At 54.8% G+C, this 18589-nt stretch carries 15 protein-coding genes; 8 read left to right on the top strand and 7 right to left on the bottom strand.

The window, feature by feature from the left end; genetic code table 11:
- Positions 1-7: 7 nt before the first annotated feature.
- Genes ACS5NO_RS14790 through ACS5NO_RS14800 form a run of 3 tightly spaced genes read right to left on the bottom strand, consistent with a single transcriptional unit; the run spans position 8 to position 3582 of the window.
- Complete coding sequence (locus ACS5NO_RS14790) at positions 8-2608, bottom strand: glycosyl hydrolase-related protein (protein ID WP_439415873.1); 2601 nt, start codon at positions 2606-2608, stop codon at positions 8-10.
- A 40-nt stretch (positions 2609-2648) separates the two neighbouring features.
- The gene (locus ACS5NO_RS14795; protein WP_439415874.1) at positions 2649-3059 is read right to left on the bottom strand and encodes a RagB/SusD family nutrient uptake outer membrane protein; all 411 of its coding nucleotides are present in this window, start codon (positions 3057-3059) and stop codon (positions 2649-2651) included.
- On the bottom strand, positions 3034-3582 hold the full coding sequence (locus ACS5NO_RS14800; RefSeq protein ID WP_439415875.1) for a RagB/SusD family nutrient uptake outer membrane protein: 549 nt from the start codon (positions 3580-3582) through the stop codon (positions 3034-3036). Before ACS5NO_RS14800 ends, ACS5NO_RS14795 begins: the two co-directional genes overlap by 26 nt.
- Positions 3583-3972: 390 nt before the next feature.
- Here ACS5NO_RS14800 and ACS5NO_RS14805 point away from each other — a divergent pair, with 390 nt between their 5' ends.
- The 8 genes from ACS5NO_RS14805 to ACS5NO_RS14840 all read left to right on the top strand — a co-directional run bounded on the left by ACS5NO_RS14805 (position 3973) and on the right by ACS5NO_RS14840 (position 13165).
- Positions 3973-4530, top strand: a complete 558-nt coding sequence (locus tag ACS5NO_RS14805) for an RNA polymerase sigma-70 factor (RefSeq protein ID WP_439415876.1) — start codon at positions 3973-3975, stop codon at positions 4528-4530.
- A gap of 88 nt (positions 4531-4618) precedes the next feature.
- Positions 4619-5680 (top strand): FecR family protein, encoded by a 1062-nt coding sequence (locus ACS5NO_RS14810; protein ID WP_439415877.1) that lies wholly within the window; start codon positions 4619-4621, stop codon positions 5678-5680.
- A gap of 37 nt (positions 5681-5717) precedes the next feature.
- On the top strand, positions 5718-9191 hold the full coding sequence (locus ACS5NO_RS14815; protein ID WP_439415878.1) for a SusC/RagA family TonB-linked outer membrane protein: 3474 nt from the start codon (positions 5718-5720) through the stop codon (positions 9189-9191).
- A 64-nt stretch (positions 9192-9255) separates the two neighbouring features.
- The gene (locus ACS5NO_RS14820) at positions 9256-10884 is read left to right on the top strand and encodes a RagB/SusD family nutrient uptake outer membrane protein (protein WP_439415879.1); all 1629 of its coding nucleotides are present in this window, start codon (positions 9256-9258) and stop codon (positions 10882-10884) included.
- Between the two features lie 26 nt (positions 10885-10910).
- The gene (locus tag ACS5NO_RS14825) at positions 10911-11585 is read left to right on the top strand and encodes a hypothetical protein (RefSeq protein ID WP_439415880.1); all 675 of its coding nucleotides are present in this window, start codon (positions 10911-10913) and stop codon (positions 11583-11585) included.
- Positions 11586-12163: 578 nt separating this feature from the next.
- Positions 12164-12439, top strand: a complete 276-nt coding sequence (locus tag ACS5NO_RS14830) for a hypothetical protein (RefSeq protein WP_439415881.1) — start codon at positions 12164-12166, stop codon at positions 12437-12439.
- A gap of 110 nt (positions 12440-12549) precedes the next feature.
- Entirely contained in the window at positions 12550-12792 is a 243-nt protein-coding gene (locus ACS5NO_RS14835; protein ID WP_439415882.1) for a hypothetical protein, read from the top strand.
- A gap of 1 nt (position 12793) precedes the next feature.
- Entirely contained in the window at positions 12794-13165 is a 372-nt protein-coding gene (locus ACS5NO_RS14840; RefSeq protein WP_439415883.1) for an SOS response-associated peptidase, read from the top strand.
- Positions 13166-13319: 154 nt separating this feature from the next.
- Here ACS5NO_RS14840 and ACS5NO_RS14845 read toward each other — a convergent pair whose 3' ends face one another.
- The 4 genes from ACS5NO_RS14845 to ACS5NO_RS14860 all read right to left on the bottom strand — a co-directional run bounded on the left by ACS5NO_RS14845 (position 13320) and on the right by ACS5NO_RS14860 (position 18530).
- A complete protein-coding gene (locus ACS5NO_RS14845) occupies positions 13320-14264 on the bottom strand; it encodes an SMP-30/gluconolactonase/LRE family protein (protein ID WP_439415884.1) in 945 nt (314 codons plus the stop codon).
- Positions 14265-14414: 150 nt separating this feature from the next.
- Positions 14415-16082 (bottom strand): FAD-dependent monooxygenase, encoded by a 1668-nt coding sequence (locus tag ACS5NO_RS14850; RefSeq protein ID WP_439415885.1) that lies wholly within the window; start codon positions 16080-16082, stop codon positions 14415-14417.
- A 34-nt stretch (positions 16083-16116) separates the two neighbouring features.
- Positions 16117-17274 (bottom strand): WD40/YVTN/BNR-like repeat-containing protein, encoded by a 1158-nt coding sequence (locus tag ACS5NO_RS14855; RefSeq protein ID WP_439415886.1) that lies wholly within the window; start codon positions 17272-17274, stop codon positions 16117-16119.
- 104 nt (positions 17275-17378) lie between these two features.
- Positions 17379-18530 (bottom strand): lipase family protein, encoded by a 1152-nt coding sequence (locus ACS5NO_RS14860; RefSeq protein ID WP_439415887.1) that lies wholly within the window; start codon positions 18528-18530, stop codon positions 17379-17381.
- Positions 18531-18589 lie beyond the last annotated feature (59 nt).

Consider the following 18589-nt stretch of genomic DNA (forward strand, 5'->3'; position numbering starts at 1 on the left):
ATGGGAATCAGTTAGCAAGCTGAAGCCGGTACGAGTTGAGTTGATGCGGGGCAAACCGGATCGGCAAGGTGCGGTTGTCGGGTTTCAAAAGCCGCTCGTTGGTTTCGATGTGGGTGGTTTGCCACGCCCGGCGGATCGGTTTTGCTACGGTAATGGTTGGCGCGACCGGCTTTCCATTGAAATTCCAGAACCGGGCCATCAACCCCGCCCCGATTCCGTCTTCGCTGGGTTTCAGGCTCCAAAGCAACACGTTCGGATCGCTGGTGGTCAACAGCGAAAAGATTGAATTGGGATCGGAATTCCGGTTACCCGTTACCGTTCCCGTTACCAGCGGGTTCTGGTGTTCCAGGGCAAACTTCATGGCGGTTACCGGCTCAAAATCAGCCTGATGCGGATGGATGGCAAACTGATACAAAAAATCGGTTTGGCCGTTCTGCCCATCAATACCCAGTACACCTCTGTCTTCCCGCTTCGTATCGACCTGCCCACCGGCCAGCGCATTCAACTGCGGAGATTGCTCCCAGAGCGAATCGACCGTACTGTGTCCCAATTTAAAAAAACTACAGTCTACATTTGACAGGGTTACGCCATAATTTCTCTCACTCAAATCGGCGAAGTGATTGAACGTCTGCCAGTCAAGCCGGGCGTTCTGGGCCGCGTAATGCCCTCCCCGCGTTTCTTTTTTGGCGGTCAGAATCGCGCCCAGTTCTTCGTGGCGGGTGGTTGGTTTGTCCAAATTGAACGAAAACGCCCAGGTTTTCACGTCGCTGAAATTAGCCTGAATACGGTTCTCAATTTCGATGTTCGGGCTGTTGGCGAAAACCGTCACCCGAACCGTATGCGGTACCGGAACCGGCGAAACCGCTTTCAACGTCACCGACACCGGACCCGCGTTTTCGACCACCACCGGACTGCCTTCGTCGACGTTCAAAACACCCAGATCATTCAGATACTTCCCATCCATCGGTTTTACCAGTTGCCGGTTTGCCAGACTGTCAAACAGGTCGGTGATGGCTCCCGACGGGCTCAGCCGAATGCGATACCGGGCCGTTCGGAGGGTTTCGCCGGAAACCATAGCAGCTAGCGGCAAGGACGGTGATCGACCAGTTTTGATCTCGAAAACTTTGTAACCAACCGACGGAACCCCTTCGGCGAAGATGCGAAGAAACCGCTTCCCATCTTTCGCAATCAACTGACTGGCAACGGGTTTTCCGGTAGAAATATCGACCACCTGAACGAAACCCGAACCGGCATAAACAAAATCCGCGATGTCGCTCCGGCTCCAGCTCAGTGGATTGAACACATAAAACCGCGGGTTTGCACTTTGGCGGATTTGCCTGCCCAGCGTTTTTGCCGAAAGCGAAAACAACGAGTCCACGTATTCACTGATCTGCCGCTGAATTTTGATCTGCCACTGCGCCCGCACCGGCTGTTTGACCGGGCCGTCGGCGGTCCAGTTGTGTTCCCAATATAGCCCGAACGACTCCCAGGCCAGATTCCGGGCGGGCGTCAGGCGGCTGGCAAAACCGGGGGTCTTCAACGCCACCAGCGAAGCCAGGGCTTCGGCGGCCCGGAGCTTTTCGGTCGAACGGCGAACCAGGGCGGTGGTTTCGTTCATCGACGCACAATATAGATCCCACTCGTTGCCGTAGCTCACCGATTCGGAAGGCAGCTTCGGGTAAGTCCGGGCAACGTCCTGAAAAAAGTCTTCCTCGTTCGAAATCCGCACCTTTCGGGTCGGCGTCGTTTCGGCTTTGGCGGCATCCACAAACGGCTGAGAAACATAGGTATCCAGATCATCGTGCCCATACCCAAACGCGCCCGCGACATTGTAGGGATAGGCTGAATTTGGCGAAATGGTATCACACATCGTATCTAGCCCGTTGACAATTTGCCGCAGTTCCTTCATCGTGTTGACCGATTTAATGACCAGCCGACATTCCGCATAGCCTCCGAACGGCGTGTGGGTTTTGGGCCGTCCGTCATACCGGTACCATTTCATCAACACGCCGGACGAATCCAAACCGGCGTAGCGGTACAACTGGTGACGGCGGTTGGCCCGGTATTCGTAGGTCATCTGGCTGCCGTAGCCACCAATCCCCTTCCAGCTATACTTCGCGCCCGACCCGGCCCAAAGCGAGCTTAAGCCCAACGGTAAGGTGTTGTTCTCCATCGCTTCGGCTAAAGTAAACCGCAGGTTATGAGAACGTTCCAGTTGCCCGGCATAATACATCCCCCGGATTACGGCTTCGGTTGGCTGGGCGCCATAGGTACTGACCAGGGTGTTCAACGGGCTGCCGATGTGGCCGGAACGGATGGCCGCGATGAGCCGATTAAACCGGGCCGGGCTGCGGTATTTCTGATATGCCCGCAGCCAGTAGCTACCGTCGCAGTTGAACCGCGCCTGAAAATCAGACGGGTTCGACCGGGTGGCGTCGATCTGGTCGAGGTAATAATCGAGCATCCGGACAAAAGCCGTGTCATACCGGGCTTCATCGGCCGTCCACATGTAGTCGGTGTGATCGTCATTGGCCAGATACAGGCGTTTCACCGGCTGGGCGTTTGCGGCCGAAAAGCAAAGCAGCGTTAAAAAGAGGAGGTATCGCACCAATGCGGGAGGTTGTTCCACTGTAAAACGGATTCCGGGTTCAATATCCCGGGTTTTGGGTTAAAATTGATTTCAGACTGATTTCCCGGAAAGGAATCGGAAACAGTTTGCGGTCGGCCGTAACGCTCATGTTCGTCAGGGCAATGTCGAGCGAAATGTATTTCGCCTTGAAAGCCTGCATGGTGGTCACCTCTTTTCCCCACCGAATCAGATCATGCCAGCGGTGGCCTTCGAAACACAATTCCAGGCGTCGTTCTTTCTCAATCGCCAGTTGCGCATCGGCTTGGGAAAGACCGCTTAAACTGGCCAGAGCCGCCCGGCTTCGGATGCTGTTGACCTGCGTCAGCGCCTGGGGTGTTTTGCCATTCTGATTGAGCGCTTCGGCATAGAGCAAAATCACATCGGCATACCGCAAAACCGGCCAGTCATTCTCCCCTTCGTTTGTAGGCAAACGAGTTCCCCTCGCCAAAACCGCTGCTGACGTACTGAACGGCGAAAACGATCTCGTCGTTGTTGTCTTTCCCGATGCCAAACACATCCGCCAGACTGGGCAGAATCCGGTACGTTCCGCTGCTGATCACCTCGGCCAGTTTGGTTTCCGCTTCGGCGTATTTCTTCTCCTGCACGTAGACTTTCCCCAGCAGGGATTTGGCCGCTCCGGCAGTGGCCCGACCCACATTGACACCCGTGTAACGAACAGGAAGTACTTTTTCGGCGTCCAGCAAATCTTTTTCGATCTGGGCATACACCTCCGCCGTTGTGTTGCGCGAAAACGTATAAGACTTGGCTTCGGTGGCGATTTCGGTCAGAATCAGCGGGACGCCGTTGAACAACCGAACCAGGTTGAAATACATCAGTGCCCGCAAAAATTTGGCTTCACCGATGTACTGGTTTTTCAGCGTCGCGTCCATCGTCACCCCCTCAATCCGCGCCAGAATCACGTTGGCCCCCGCAATGGTCCGGAGGCCAGCCAAAGTTCCGCTACTTCGGTGTCATTGGGCATACCAGGTTAAAACTGGACGAGCTTACTACTACAATAGAAGGGAGTACCGCTGTTGTACTGAAAAAGTTTGCTAAAAATTTAACCTGTATAAGAGTGGTGAACCACCATTGAAATGTACAGACGCCTGAAACAGGATTGGTTGAATGACAAGCGTGATTTTAAAGTAGCGTTAGCAAGCCATTTGGGGTAGTCCGGTTTTGGTGGACAGTATCTAATGATCGTACGCTTCTTTCAATGTACAGATCTATCAGGCAAGTCTGGATCATGCCACGCTGCATAAGCCAAGGCTGCGTATAATTCATTCCCAATTTAATAGAAAAACGCTTGTTTTAGCAATAAAGAAACCGGAAGGATTACTGGTATGAACGACAAGGATAAGCAACTCAGGGAGTGGCTGTTACAACTGGCTCAACACAACGATCACCGGTCATTTCGTCTGCTCTTCGAATCACTCTACCCGGAACTGATGCGGTTTGCCCTGTACTATGTAAAAATTCGGGAAAGCGCCGAAGAGATTATTCAGGACGTCTTTCTCAAGATCTGGCAGATCCGCGCCACCCTCCTGACCATCCTGAATTTTCGCGCCTATCTGTTCACCACCACGCGCAACTTGTGCCTGAATTACCTTCAAAAAAAAAGCCAGTCGGTACCCATTTATTCGGATACCGCAGCCGAATCAGACCTCGCGGTCTCCGACAATGACCCCCAGCAGGCACTCGAACTGGTTGACATGCAGCACCGCATCAAAACCGCAGTGGATACGCTGCCTCCCCAATGCCGATTGATTTTTCAGTTGGTAAAAGAACAGGGTTTTTCGTACCGGGAAGTCGCTGATCTCTTGACCATTTCACCCCGTACCGTCGAAACCCAGATTGGGATTGCGCTCAAGAAAATTGCCGCTGCCCTGGGGTCTTATTGAAATTGTAGAAAAAAAACTAAAAATTTTACTGATCCGCTTACGGGGTCCGGCCTGAAAATCGGTCTTTGCTTTTGAAACCCCAAAAGCAATGCACAATTCTATCGACTGGACGCTGGTCGGCAAAATAGTTGCCAACGAAGCTACCGATGCGGAACGGCAACAGTTCGACGACTGGCTGTCGGCACATCCTGAGCAAAAACCACTCCTGGACAATCTGCGCCGGTTCTGGCTGACAGCAGACGCGAAACTGCCCAATGACCCATTGGACATGGCGCGTGCTTTCGAACGCCTTCAGCAACGTATCGAGAACGAAAAAGTGGACGAATCACCTGCGGGATCACGCTGGCGGGTGCGCCGGTGGGTTGGCTGGGCGGCAGCGGCTTCCGTGGCTATTGCGGTAGGCGTGTGGAGCTGGCTCCAGATCCAAACACCCGCTCCCCAGGCGGCTGCGCTGGTGGAGCAGATTAACCAGAAAGGAACCCGGTCACAAATTCGGCTGGCCGACGGCAGTGTGGTCTGGCTCAATGCCGACAGCCATCTCCGGTTTCCGAAAGCATTCACGGGCAACCTGCGCGAGGTAACGCTGGAAGGCGAAGCATTCTTCAAGGTTACCCCTAATCCTAAACAGCCGTTTGTGGTTCGACTTGCCACGGGTTCGGTGCGGGTACTGGGTACATCGTTTAACATTCGGGCCTACCCGGGTGACACCACCGTTGAAACGTCGGTTGTGACCGGCCGGGTGGCGTTTATTGCCAAGCCCGCAGCAACCGAACAGAAGACCGGCAGCAAGTCGGCTACGACGCAAAAGGATACGCTACTTCTGACGCCGAACACAAAAGCCATTCAGTCGTTGACGCGACATTCCGTTGCCACTGAACCCACCGTTGCGGTTAACCAGATCGCCTGGACGGAATCGAAACTCGTTTTCCGGAACACGCCAATGGGCGAGGTCGCCAAAACCCTCGAACGCTGGTATGGAACCCCCGTCACCCTCGAACGGGAGTCGTTGCGGCATTGCCCGTTGACGGGTACATTCCAAAACCAGAGCCTGCGGGAGGTAATGAACCTCATTGCCATGACCAATCGGTTTCAATATGAACTAACCCCGTCGCAGGTGACCATCAAGGGTCCCGGCTGCGACGGTCAGTGATCCGTGCCCTTGTCTTGTTCTCTAACTCTGTTTCATAATGAAAAAGCTCTTCATCTGCTGGTTACTGCTCGTATTATCAGGCCATAGCCCAATTTTATCAGCGCAGGACATCGCCAATGCCAGTGCGGTGGTATCGCCCAATGCGGTTACAGACGTTACCCTCGTGACGGTAGCGTCAGAAGGTCGAACGCTGGATTTGATCCTGCGCGACCTCGAACAGCAAACCGGGTATACGTTTGTTTACAGCAACGAGCAATTTCGGCAGCTAAAGCCATCGGTAACCGCCGTTCGCCAAACGCTTCTGACGGTACTCTCCTCGCTTCTGAAACCGCTGAACGTTGCCTATCAGATCGTTGGCACCCAGATTATCCTGTCGAACGAAGAGCGGGTGATTCGCGGCCGGGTAACCGATGCGGCCACGGGCGAAGGGTTGCCGGGCGTCAATATTACCCTCAAAAACACCAACCGGGGCACCACGACGGATGGGCAGGGAGACTACCGGATTAACCTGCCCGACGAACGCATTACGCTGGTGTTCAGCTACGTCGGATACGTACCGCAGGAAATCATTCCCGGCAACCAGACGACCCTGAATGTGCAATTGGCGGCCGATGAGCGGTTGCTCCAGGAGGTGCAGGTGGTGGCCTTCGGTGAACAGCGCACCCGCGATCTGACGGGCTCCATTTCGTCGCTCAAAGCGGCCGACATCCGGCTCAACACGGCGGTCAGCCCCGATGTAGCCTTTCAGGGCCGTACGCCCGGTGTCCAGATCACGCAGGCGGGCGGAACACCCGGCGGGGCCGTGCGAATCAACGTGCGGGGCGTGGCCTCGATCAATTCCAATTCCCAGCCGCTGATTGTGATCGACGGCGTTCCGGTGCTAACGGGGGCTTTTGGCGCCGGGGGCGTGGCCATGAACCCGTTGTCGGAGATCAACCCCGATGATATCGAGAGCATGGAAATCCTGAAAGATGCGTCGGCATCGGTGCTGTTTGGATCCAGAGCGGCCAACGGCGTCCTGCTGATTACGACAAAGAAAGGCGTAAAAGGCAAACCCAAATTCGATGTTTCCTACCAGGAAGGCGTCAATACGGCGACCAACCGCGTCGATCTGGTCGACAATGGCGCCGACCACCTGAACATTTTGAAACAGGCCGCCCGCAACAACGTACGTGCCGGGCTGAATCCACAATCTTCCAATTTGTCCAGTCTGCTGCCCACGGGCATTCTGCGCGGTTCCCTGACCCCGGCCCTCGACCCGCTGCTGGTCGACTCGACCACCCTCTACAACACCAGCACCAACTGGCTCGATCAGGTGCTGCGACAGGGACGGTTCCGACAGGCCACGCTGGGCGTAAGTGCCGGAACCAACAAACTGACGGCTTACCTCAGCGGCTCGTACCGGGGAGAAGATGGCATCGTGGTCGGGCAGTCATTTCGGCGGCTCAGCAGCCGGGCCAATCTGAAATACACGCCCACCCAATTTCTGTCGATGGGTGTCAATCTGTCGGCCAATGGCATTGAAGTCAACACGGTTCCGATCAACAACTCGTTCCGAACGGCCCTGAGCAACGCACTCCCCGCCTACCCCTTGCAACTGGCCAATGGTTCACTTTTCAACGGCATCGCCAACGGCACCAATAATACCATCAGCATTGGGACCAATCCGGTTTTTTATCGCAACAATTACAGCAATGTGGCCAATACATTCCGCAGCACCAATACCGGTTTCATCGATCTCAAACCGCTGGCCGGGCTCAGCATTCGAACGGAAGTGGGGTACGATTTTCAGCGTACCCGCAGTGCTGTTTTGCTCAACCCAACGCTGTATCCGGCGGGTATCACCGGAGCAGAACGGGGCGGAAACGGGCGCGCTGAAAATCAGGAAATCAAAAACCGGACGTTCAACATCAACAACCTGATCAGCTACACCCGTACGCTCGGCAAAGATCACCGGCTGACGGTTCTGCTGGGCAACAACCTCCAGAGCACCCGCTCCGACAACGGCACCTACATTACCGAAAACGTACCGGATGGGGCCAGCCGGGGCCTGGACACGGCCCGAACGGTGGTTTACGACAATGAGCTTTCATTCCGGTTTGTGTCGTATTTTGGCCGGGTCAATTACATCCTCCGGGACAAGTACCTGTTCGAGTTCAGTGCCCGTACCGATGGGTCGAGCCGTTTTGGGCCGGGAAACCGCTGGGCCACGTTTCCCGGTGCTTCGGTGGGCTGGGTCGTGAGCGATGAGCCCTTCCTGCGCAACTCCACCGCCCTGAATTTCCTGAAACTTCGGGCGAGCTACGGTCTAACGGGCAATGCGGAGATTGGCAATTTCTCCTGGCAGAAAGTCTTTACCTATGTCGGCTACAACGCAGCGATCTACGGCGGTGTACAGGGCGGGCAATTCACCAGCCCCGGCAACCGCGACCTGGGCTGGGAATCGACCCGCCAGCTCGACATTGGTGCCGACTTTCAACTGCTGGGCAAACGCCTGAGCGGGACCATCGACTTCTACAACAAGGTCTCCGATGGCCTCTTGCTCGACTACTCGCTGGGCCCACTGGCCGGCACGATCAGTAACGTGATGACGATCAACCTCGGGTCGGTGCGCAACCGGGGCATCGAGATCAGTCTGAGTTCGCGCAACATCGACCGGAAAAACCTGCGCTGGACCACCGATTTCAACATTGCCCGGAATGAAAACCGGGTGTTGAGTACCTATTCCGCCCCGTTTCTGAACTTTCCGTCGCAACTGATCAATGGGCCAAACATCGCCACGCCGGGCTATCCACTGGGCAACTACTACATGGTGCAGTTTGCCGGTTTCGACCCCGTAACGGGCAATGAACTGTTTTATGAACGCGACCGCTCGGTTTTTTCGAATACCGGACAAACCGTTCGAACAGGTAACCTCTGGGATGGTACGGTGAGCAATCAGGCGGGCAATAACCAGTTTATCCTCAGAAATCGCACGCCTTATCCGGTATTTTTCGGTGGGCTAACCAATACGGTGCAACTGGGCCGCTTCGATTTGAGCGCACTGCTCTATTTTCAGGTCGGCAACTGGATTTATGACCAGGGCGAACGAACACAGAGTTATCCCTTTACCGGCCAGGTGTTGCGCCAGAACATTCCCGGTATTGGCAACGTGCAGCAGATGATCGGTCAGGGCGAAAACGCGACGCTGAACCAACTGCAGTGGGCTTCCAATATGCGGGGTGTCGAGTCGACCCGGTTCCTGCACAATGGCTCGTTTGCCCGGCTGAAGAATGTTCAGGTTGGCTACAGCCTGCCCGGTGAAACCGCCCGCAAGCTGAAGCTTCGCAGCCTGCGGGTGACGCTAACCGGTCAGAACCTATTCACCATCACCAAATTCAACGGGTGGGACCCCGAGGTGTTCCGGAACGGCGGAGCCGGGCAAGCCGATGCCAACCTCTCTCCGGGCCTGACCAACAATGATTTGCCGCAGGTGAAGACGTATCTGCTGGGATTGAGCTTCGGCTTCTGACCTACCGAATAACCACAACGAACCACACCCTGCCCACAGGCACGGTTTCATTAAAATGACAACGATGAAATATCCATTTTTGATAGTCGTCCTTTTCACCCTCGCTGGTTGTGAAAGCTATCTCGACGAGGTGTCGTCCAAGCAATTGATTCAGGCTCAGAACGTCAGAACCGTTCAGGAACTGGAGATTCTGTCCACGGGTGCCTATGCGGGCATCGCCCGGAATGTGGCATTCGGCGGGAATGCGCTGATAATCGGTGAAACGTTTGGCGATCTGGTGGCCGTCAATAACACCAATTACCGCAACAGCCCCGGCCGGTCGTCACGGGTGTATACCTGGACACACCGCGAAGAAGATTACGGCTTTCAGGCCGAGTTTTTACAGTGGAGCACATTTGGCCTCACCAACGCCAACAACGTGCTGGAGATTTTGCGAACCGGGCAGATCCAAACACCCAACGAACCCGACCCCCGGCGCGACATCGCCCAGCAACGAAACCGGCTCGAAGGCGAGGCACGGTTTATCAGGGCGCTGTGTGTTTTTGAGCAAATGAGGCTGCTGGCCTACCCCTGGGGCCATACCACCGACAACAGCCATCCCGGCCCCATTGCGGCCTATAACTCCCTGTCGGATTTTGGCGACTTGACCTACCCGCGTCTGAGCGTTCGGGCCGCTTACGACTCGGTGCTGACCGATCTGCGCCTGGCCGAGCGGCTACTGCCCGAAAATTACGACCCGGCCCGTCACCTGCCCGACTACCAGCCCCGCGCCAACCGATACGCAGCCTTGGCACTGATGGCCCGCGTGTATTTTCAGCAGGACAATGTGGATAGCTGTCTGGCGGTCTGTAACCGGTTGTTGGGTACGGGAACCGGCTATCGCTTTCCGCTGGCGACGGGGAATCAGATGCTGGCCAGCGTATTCCAGCGCACCGGCATTTCGCCGACGACCAATTCGGCCAACCGCGACGAGGTCATTTTTGAACTGGTCAATGTAGCGGGCCGCAACGTGCAAACCACCAACGCGGCTCCCATCCGGACCCATTACGTACTGCAATCGCCCTATACACCGGCTCAGCTCGCCAACGTCAACACGCTCACCAGCGGGCCGAACCTGCGCATGAGCCAACGATTCAAAACCCTGGCCAACTTCGACCGGGCCCGTGACCTGCGCTACCGGACTCTGATCGACACCAGTTCGGCGGCAACCACGGCTACCGACTGGAGCAGCCCAAACCGCCTGTGGTTCAGTCGAAAATGGGGCGTTCAGGGTACCACCAACCTCGGCCCGGCGCAGGGTGTCAACACCAATGTGGTACTGTACCGATCGGCGGAATTTGTGCTGATGCGGGCCGAGATGAATGCCCGAAAAGGAAACGCAGCCGCATCGCTGGCCGATCTGAACGCCGTTCGGACCCGGGCCGGACTGGCAGCACTGACGATGGGACCTGCCAATCTGCTGACCGAAATCCGGACGGAGGTGGTGCGTGAGTTGTTTACCGAAGGTCAGCGGATTCATGACCTGAAACGCCGGCGCGAAGCCGTTGAACCCGCCGACCGCACAGCCTCGCCCAATCAGGCCGACTGCGCCATTGCCGGCTGCCAGCCGATACCCTGGAACAGCCGCTTCACGGTGTTTCTGATCCCGCAGACCGTACTGGATCGCAACCCGCTGATGGTTCAAAACGATTAAAACACGATAGCTAACCGACAACTCCGATGAAAGTACTCCTCATCATCCTATTCACGCTGGCCGCATTGTTTGCCTGTCAGGACGACGCCCTGCCTACCCTGGCTCCAGGCACGGATGCCCTCAAAACCCAACTGCGTGGCATCTGGCTGCCCACCCAGCTTCAGATCAAGTATCAGGTTGGTATTATTCCCGGACAGCGCGATACCGTCGTTACCCTCACGCCCGGTACGGCCCCGCTGCTGGTGCCAAACCGGGCCAATGTGATCATGCCGTTTACCGATACGCTCTACATCGGTACGGTAGCGACAGCCCGTGTCGACACCTTTTTTACCCGCAACCGGGGTCTCCGTCAACAGGGCAATTTCTTTTTGACAACCGGAGCGGATGAGGGCGCATCGGTGCTGCGGATTGGCCGCCCTACCTACACGCAAGGCCGATTGATTCGCTGGAATTATGACTTTATCTTCCACGGGACGGTTTTGCCCAATGCCCAGAATTTACCCGCCTATAGCTACACCAGTTACCCCAATTACCCAATCACCATTCGCGAAGTAAGCAGCAACCGGCTGGTGCTCAGTTTTCAGACAATCGGCAGCATTGGCAACCTGCCGCAGGTTGCGGTAACGCCGGCCAACCAGGGACTGAATACGACCTGGGCAGGCCGGGTGGGATTGATTACGGCGGTATTTACCAGGCAATAAACTCAAAACCCGTTGCAGGAGCTTAGGACCGGAGAAAGATTAAAAGTCCTGCTAATTTTATGGTCTTCAAAATACCGAGTCTTGCCCAAAAAGTGGACGACACTCCAGCATTCGGTGCAAACAGGACCGATTAAGTTCAAACAGCCTCATCATAATCGGAAACAATTGTTGAAAGATTTCTGAACGTCTTTGCATCAAGCTGCTGATTCGCCCGATGGTTTTTTGTAGCAAATACTCATAGCAGATACCACCTTTTGAATAGCGATCTTCACTTGCCAATAGCAATCCACTTTGCTGCCATTCTACAAATCACCATACTCGTACATAGCCCCAAATCTGAAAACCCGGTTTCTTTTATTTGTGTCTTTGTATCGCTGGGGCTATTTCAGCGGGGATATACACTGCGGGCGTTCTGACTATCTTTTTGAAGTGTTTGACCGATGGGAAAAAGCCAGTAAAACCATCGTCCATCCTGACATTGCTTCATTTATTTACCGATAAATTGTAGTATTACAGGATTACTTTTTCAGACATTAATGTTAACCCCTGAAGCTCAAGCTCGTAAGACCATCGACCGTATGCTCACCGCTGCCGGGTGGTGTCTACAGGACATGAAAACGTTGAATTTGTCGGCTGGAGCGGGTGTGGCTGTCCGGGAATACCCCACAGATTCCGGCCCGGCCGACTACCTGCTTTTCGTCGATCGAAAACCGGTGGGCGTTATCGAGGCCAAAGCAGAAGGCACCATCCTCACTCCCGTCGAGGAACAATCCAGTCGCTACGCTACCAGCCGATTAAAATGGCAGAAGGCTGGTGAACCACTCCAATTTCTTACAGACGATCAGCCAGTATAATCACAGGTGTTCAAAAACAGCATTAATCGAATCTGTTTCAAACTCCGAAAGGTAAATTTAGGTCGTTCGTTTATCTGTCAGTAGCTTAGCCGTTACAAAGCTCACCGTACATGAAAATCGTCACGATTCAGAATCAGAACATCGTCACCGGTGATTTTGGCCGCGTTAGCGGTAACTTGATCCTGCAATTGCTGCAACTCCACATCAGCAACGAACCCGGTGACAGCTACAAAGACGGTTGGCAGGATTACACCATTCCATTTACCACGAACGGTTTTGACGGCCACCTGAATTTTAAGTTTGTGGAGGAAACCGATGACCGGCTGATCTTTCGCTACCGGGGTAGAGCCTAAATTGGGTTACGCTGGCCAGAAGGCAGCCCAGGCAACCGATACACGGGTCCAGGCAAAGAACGACGGTTTCTACGAATGGCGGCACGAGGGTAAAGCCCAAATCCCCTATTACATCCCCCTGACGGACCAAAAACCGTTGGCACTGGGCTGTATCTATTCGGTCTGGAAAGGACAACCGACGTTCTCGATTGTGACGACGGCGGCCAACCCGATCATGGAATACATCCACAACACCAAAAAGCGCATGCCGCTGATGCTCAGTCACGAAGAGCAGCATCGCTGGATCGACCCGGAGCTGACCAAAGCCGAAATCAAAGAACTGATGCAACCGCTTGACGAATCGTTGATGAAAACGGAGGTGATAGAAAAATAAATTCTTTATTCGTGTGACTTTTCGGATCGTTCATCATCTCAATAGTAATGATGATGCTATTTTCGTCTACAGCTCCGTTTTTATCCAGTAGAAACGATCAACCCGCAGGTTCACGCCAGCGTACCGATCCAGCCTGGCCTGCTCCCTCAGCTCCTTAAGGAATGAGAACCCGCGATACGGTAAACGGCAAAACGGGCGGTGTTGGCCCCATTCGCCGGTTGAGCTGGCCGTTGACAACCAGAAAATACGGCCCCGCTTTCGCCATCGTGGTGTTGAACAACAGATTGTCGCCAAAACCCGTGCCGACGGTTCCCTGCAAATAATCGTTGCTGAGCGTGACCGGGAAAATCTGGTTCAAAGCGTTGCGGGAAACATAGAGCGTGTTTTGCTCCAGCCACAGCCCATCGCCCGCCGTTACCGGCGTGGATAATTGAATTTCAGCAATGCTTTTGTCGGCGATACCGATCCGGTATAATTTGCCGACCGGCGAGATGACCAGAATCAGGTACTGGCCGTCCTCAGTCATCTCGATGCCGTTGGCGTTGACGCCAGTGGGAGCGTACGGAATCTGGGCGTTGGTGAACGTCAGCCACCGCTCGATCTCGCCCGGCTGGCTGGCGGCCACACTGGTCCGGTAGACCTGCTGATTCCACGAATCGGTGAAATACACGTACTGGTCGTCCAGAATGCAGTCATTGATAAACCCGGTTGCCGAAAAAGCCGTCAAATCCCAATTTTTAAGCAGGGAGCCATCCGGATTCAGCACCTGGATTTTGTTCTGGGTTCCCCCGCAGACCCACAGGCGACCTTTGGCATCCAGTTTCAGGCCATTGCAGGTCGGGCGCCCCTGGGCGGGACCGGACGCAAACAGACTGGTATTTCCGGTCTGGACGTCAACTTTCAGAATATCGCCATTGCCAATGCTGCCGGTGTAAAAGACACCCTGGTGGGCATCGTAGGCAATGCCTTCCGGGAAAAACGTATCTCCGGGAATGGGGTAGCTTTCCAGTTTGATGGCAATGGGAGCGATGATGTGGTCATTCAGGCAGGCGCTGCAGAGTACCAAAAGCAGAAGGACCAGCGTAAAGGAGCGATTCATAGGATGTTGGGTTAGCGATCAGACAGACTATCCCGCTAACTGCCAAAAGGCGCGAACTGTTGCTGAATATTACCAGCCGGTCGGCATCAGTTCTTGGAAATGAACGATCCTGTGAAATTTCATACCGGGTTGAACGGGCTTTTTAGCCCGTTAGCCGGGTTGAAGTCCACCTGGTTGCGTTTGATGGATCCGGAACGGAGCTGCGAATAGCTTCTGCAGATACGAGAAAAGAGCGGGATTCGTGTAGCCAACTCCACACCAGCTTATATAACCATCGGGCCGGATCAGCCAGCAAGCTTCGTTCTGTGAGGAATAGGTATTCGTAAACGATCCGTCGGGGTCATGCACCCAGGTGATTTCAGGAAGAGGATTGAAACGATTCATCAGGGGGCTAATCGCAATAATCCGCAGGTCTAATCCAATCGCTTCGCCCAGTTCACGGCGTACTCGTGCAGCTAATGAATGCAGAGCATCTTGACTATCTTTTGTCGGATCTCGCAGATCGATGAGTAAAACATGCGCCGTCCCCCGGATTAAATCAAATAAACGGCATGGATAGCCGACTCCCTGTCGACGTAACCCCGGGCAATCCGGGGCCCGATCTCCGGGCCGGAACTCCGACGGCCAGTTCTCTTCTGAAAAGGGAGCAACCCAGGGGCTCGTGCGGTACGAAACCAACAACTGCGTATCCGCCAGCCGGTCGGTTTTAAAGCCAGCCTGTCCGGTGTTCATCGAGGCCCGCAGCGAGCGAGCGATTACCTTTTCACCTTCCTCCCGACGCTCAATCGTATAGCTCCCGAGCAAACTTTCCGGTGACTTTCCCTTCAAAACAAGGGCCATTTTCCAGGCCAGATTATAGGCGTCCTGAATACCCGTATTCATACCCTGACCTCCGGTTGGGGGATGGAGGTGAGCCGCATCGCCAGCGATGAATACGTTACCCACCTGATAGGAACTGGCCAGCCGCATACTAATGCAGAAAATAGACGACCAGCGTAAGTCGCTTAACCGGGCGGGTTCACCCACCAGTTGGTCCGCTTTGGCCTGCAGCAACTCCAGGTCCGGTGCCGGCCGCATGGCTTGGATTCCATGATCGGTCCCTTCGTGGAGTACGGTCGAATCGGTGGAAGCCAGCATGGAGACCCGATACCGATTGGGTTCGGGCATGGGAATGGCGACAAAAAAGTCGGGTGCTGCGTTAACGGCGGGGTAGATTGACTGGAAGGCGTACCCCCTGGGGAGTTGCCAGTCGATTTGCACATCGCCCAGCATAAATTCATAAGGCAACCTCTCTCCTTCAAAAGCAATTCCGGCAGTCCTCCGGACAAGGCTGTGCGCTCCATCGCAGCCCACCACGTAACGAAACCGGGTTTCTTCGGTTTTTCCGTCAGCCGAGATTAACCAGACCGTTACGATTTCATCGGCCTGCGTCAGGGCGGTCAGGGTAACCCCACGCTCCGGTACGATACCAAAGGACGCCAAATGCCGGGTCAGGATACGCTCGGTCTGGGGCTGTGGAATGCTGAACGAAGCCTGGGCATACGGAAACCCGCTTAAATCTTCCCGCATATCCTGGGCAGGCCCACCAGCAATAGTGACCCGCCTGCCGCTGATCCAGATTCCGGCCGCAAGGGCTTCCCGCAGGATTCCCATATCTTCCCAAACTTCGAGTGTACGGGTTGTTACGCCCAGGGCCCGGCAGGAAGACGAGGGTTGGCTAAGTGCGTCGATAATTCGACAGCGAATGCCATGGCGTGCCAGTTCAGTCGCCATCACTAAGCCCACGGGACCGGCACCCACAACAAGAACAGTATGCATTTTAAGTAGTAAAGAGAACGTGATTTACATTGACTTATAAAGAAAAAGCCGGATAGTTGGTTGCCTTAGCGGGATCGTAGAGAACGATGGCCGGATCCGTATCGGTGGCAATAATCTTGGTCACCTGGGCCGTGGCCAACGTGGAATCCGCGGTTACCGGCATTATTACTTTTCCTTCATCAAACGTTTCAAATAGGCTGACCAATGTTTGATTTCCATTAACGGCTCCTCCGAACAGGATATGTTTAGTGTTATTGGGATCGATCCAGATTCCGTATATGTAGGTATAGGGTAATGTAGGATTGTCTTCCTCCGCTTTGAAAATAAATAGGGTATGGGTCCCGGTTACTTTGCTCAAGGCCCCTTCCTGACCCACGTAAATGCGGTTGCCTGTGTACGCGGTGGTCTGAAGTTCTACTGGTCGTCTATTGCCAAAAACGCTCCGATCCACCACTTTGGTAAAATTAGTCAGTAACACCGGATCGCTGGCATCAATATCGTATCGGCCCAGCCAGGCATCATCCAACGGATTTTCACTCCCCTGAAAGAGTTGATTGGGGTTATCGGGCAAAAAAACGATGGTACTTCGGTACCCCCACCGGGAATCCGTCTCATGGTTCATTCGTTGCCAGTTGATTCCCCCATCGGTCGAAACCGCTATCATGGTGCCTCCTTCCAGATTGGCATAGATTTGATCGGGGTGAGTGGGACGCACGGCCAGACAGACATACGTTTCATACCGATTATCCAGCTCATCGTGAACCGGTGATTGGGCCGCCTTCCAGGTGGCTCCGCCATCGGTGGAGATGAACAATGACTTTTCACCGGTATTTTCGGCGGGGACAACACCGGCAAAAAGCTTGTTTTCAAGGGTTGGATGGCTGAAAATACAGGAGACCTTCCGGCCCTCAAAACCGCTTCGGGACCACTTTTTGGTCAGCAGATTGTTTTTCCATAATCCATCCGACGTGGCCACGTAAACAAACTGGTTCTGGTAGGCGGCCAGTTGAAATTCATTGGAAGCAAAGTCGGAATGGCCCTGGACCGGTACCGAAATCGATCCGTGGTCAATCAGGGTACCCTTGCCCGGGCGCGAACTCACGTCATCATGGTCTGTACAGCCTAGGCCCCCCATGAGGAGCAAACTAAACAGAACAAGTTGATGGATACGTTTCGGTACTATTTTGTTCATGGTAACACGTAATGAAAGGATGAGTCTTCGGGGTTTTTCAAGTCGTTGCCTTGCGGTTCGGGGAGAGGCAGCAGGGCATCGGAACCGACGTTATCATGCGGCAATTAGTTTGAAATGGCATCAATGACCGCTTGCGGAAACGCAAAGGCGTCCAGGTAATACGCCATCACATGCTGATACTTAGCCTCCTGGAAAAACGTCCCCGACCCGTCTGGGTACCCATTCGCCCGGCCCTGGAAGACCAACTCCCGCTCGGGGGCAATGCGCTGATACGTTTTTGCATCAATCACCAGTTTGAGTGCATCAAACGCCAACTGCTCTTTGAGCGGCAACCGAAACCCCGCCGAACCGCCCGGGTTGAACGGGGGCGCGTTTTGGTACAGCGACGGAATCTTCGCGAACATATCCTTTTGCCAGGCATGGGGAACGATGTCGTTGGCGTTGATGACCGAGTGGTAACCCTCCCCAAATTGCCCGGCCGCATAAAGCGCGAACTCCCTGTCGCCGGGGGTGGGTCCGGCAATGGGGTAAACGCTTACCTGGATAGCCGGGCTACCCATCTGTTGCTTCCACTCAATGTAGTTGAGCGCCATCAGGGGTGAGAGGGCTCCGCCCAGGCTATGGCCCGTAAAGGCGACCTCGGTAGGCTCGTCATCACTGAGCGTACTGAGAAACTGGAGGAGCGTTTTTCCCGTGACAGGGTCGGTCATGGTGTTGAGGATGGTGAAGCCCAGCGCGCTGCCCGCACTGATTTTACCCTTGTTGGGCGTCTGCCAGGCCTTCTCGTTAATGACATTGAAATCTTCTGAAAGCGCCCCTTTGCGCGAGACCGCATTGGTGCCCGCGATGGACACCACATACAGCCGCTTTCCCGTAGCCGGATCAGTACTTCGGGCCACGTACATCGTATTATCGGTGACGAAACTGTCGACTTTGCTGGTGGTGGCTTTTCTGATGCTGTTCGAAATCGCCGGTCCCCAAACGACCTGCCAGTCGGTGCCCAGATAAGCCCGGATGGCGGGGTTGTTTTGCAGGGCGTCATTGATTTTGAGCGTGTTCTGATTCAACGCCTGCTCCGACGCGGCCACCAGATCGTAGTTGACATTCGAGAGCATGCAAAGCAAGGCAATGCGTTTGTGGCCGTCGCCCAGCGAGGCACCCGCTCCGATATCCGGCAGCAACTGATGGTCGCTACAGGCTGCGAGGTTCATGACGCCCAGCAGCAACAGGGCGACCAACGGACTTTTCTTTTTCATCATGTTAATTTCCTAAGGATGCTTATGCCGCCGGGCGTTCGTTGGGGCTTGTGAGCGGT

The organism is Larkinella fluvii, from assembly GCF_051857545.1.
Lineage (GTDB): Bacteria > Bacteroidota > Bacteroidia > Cytophagales > Spirosomataceae > Larkinella.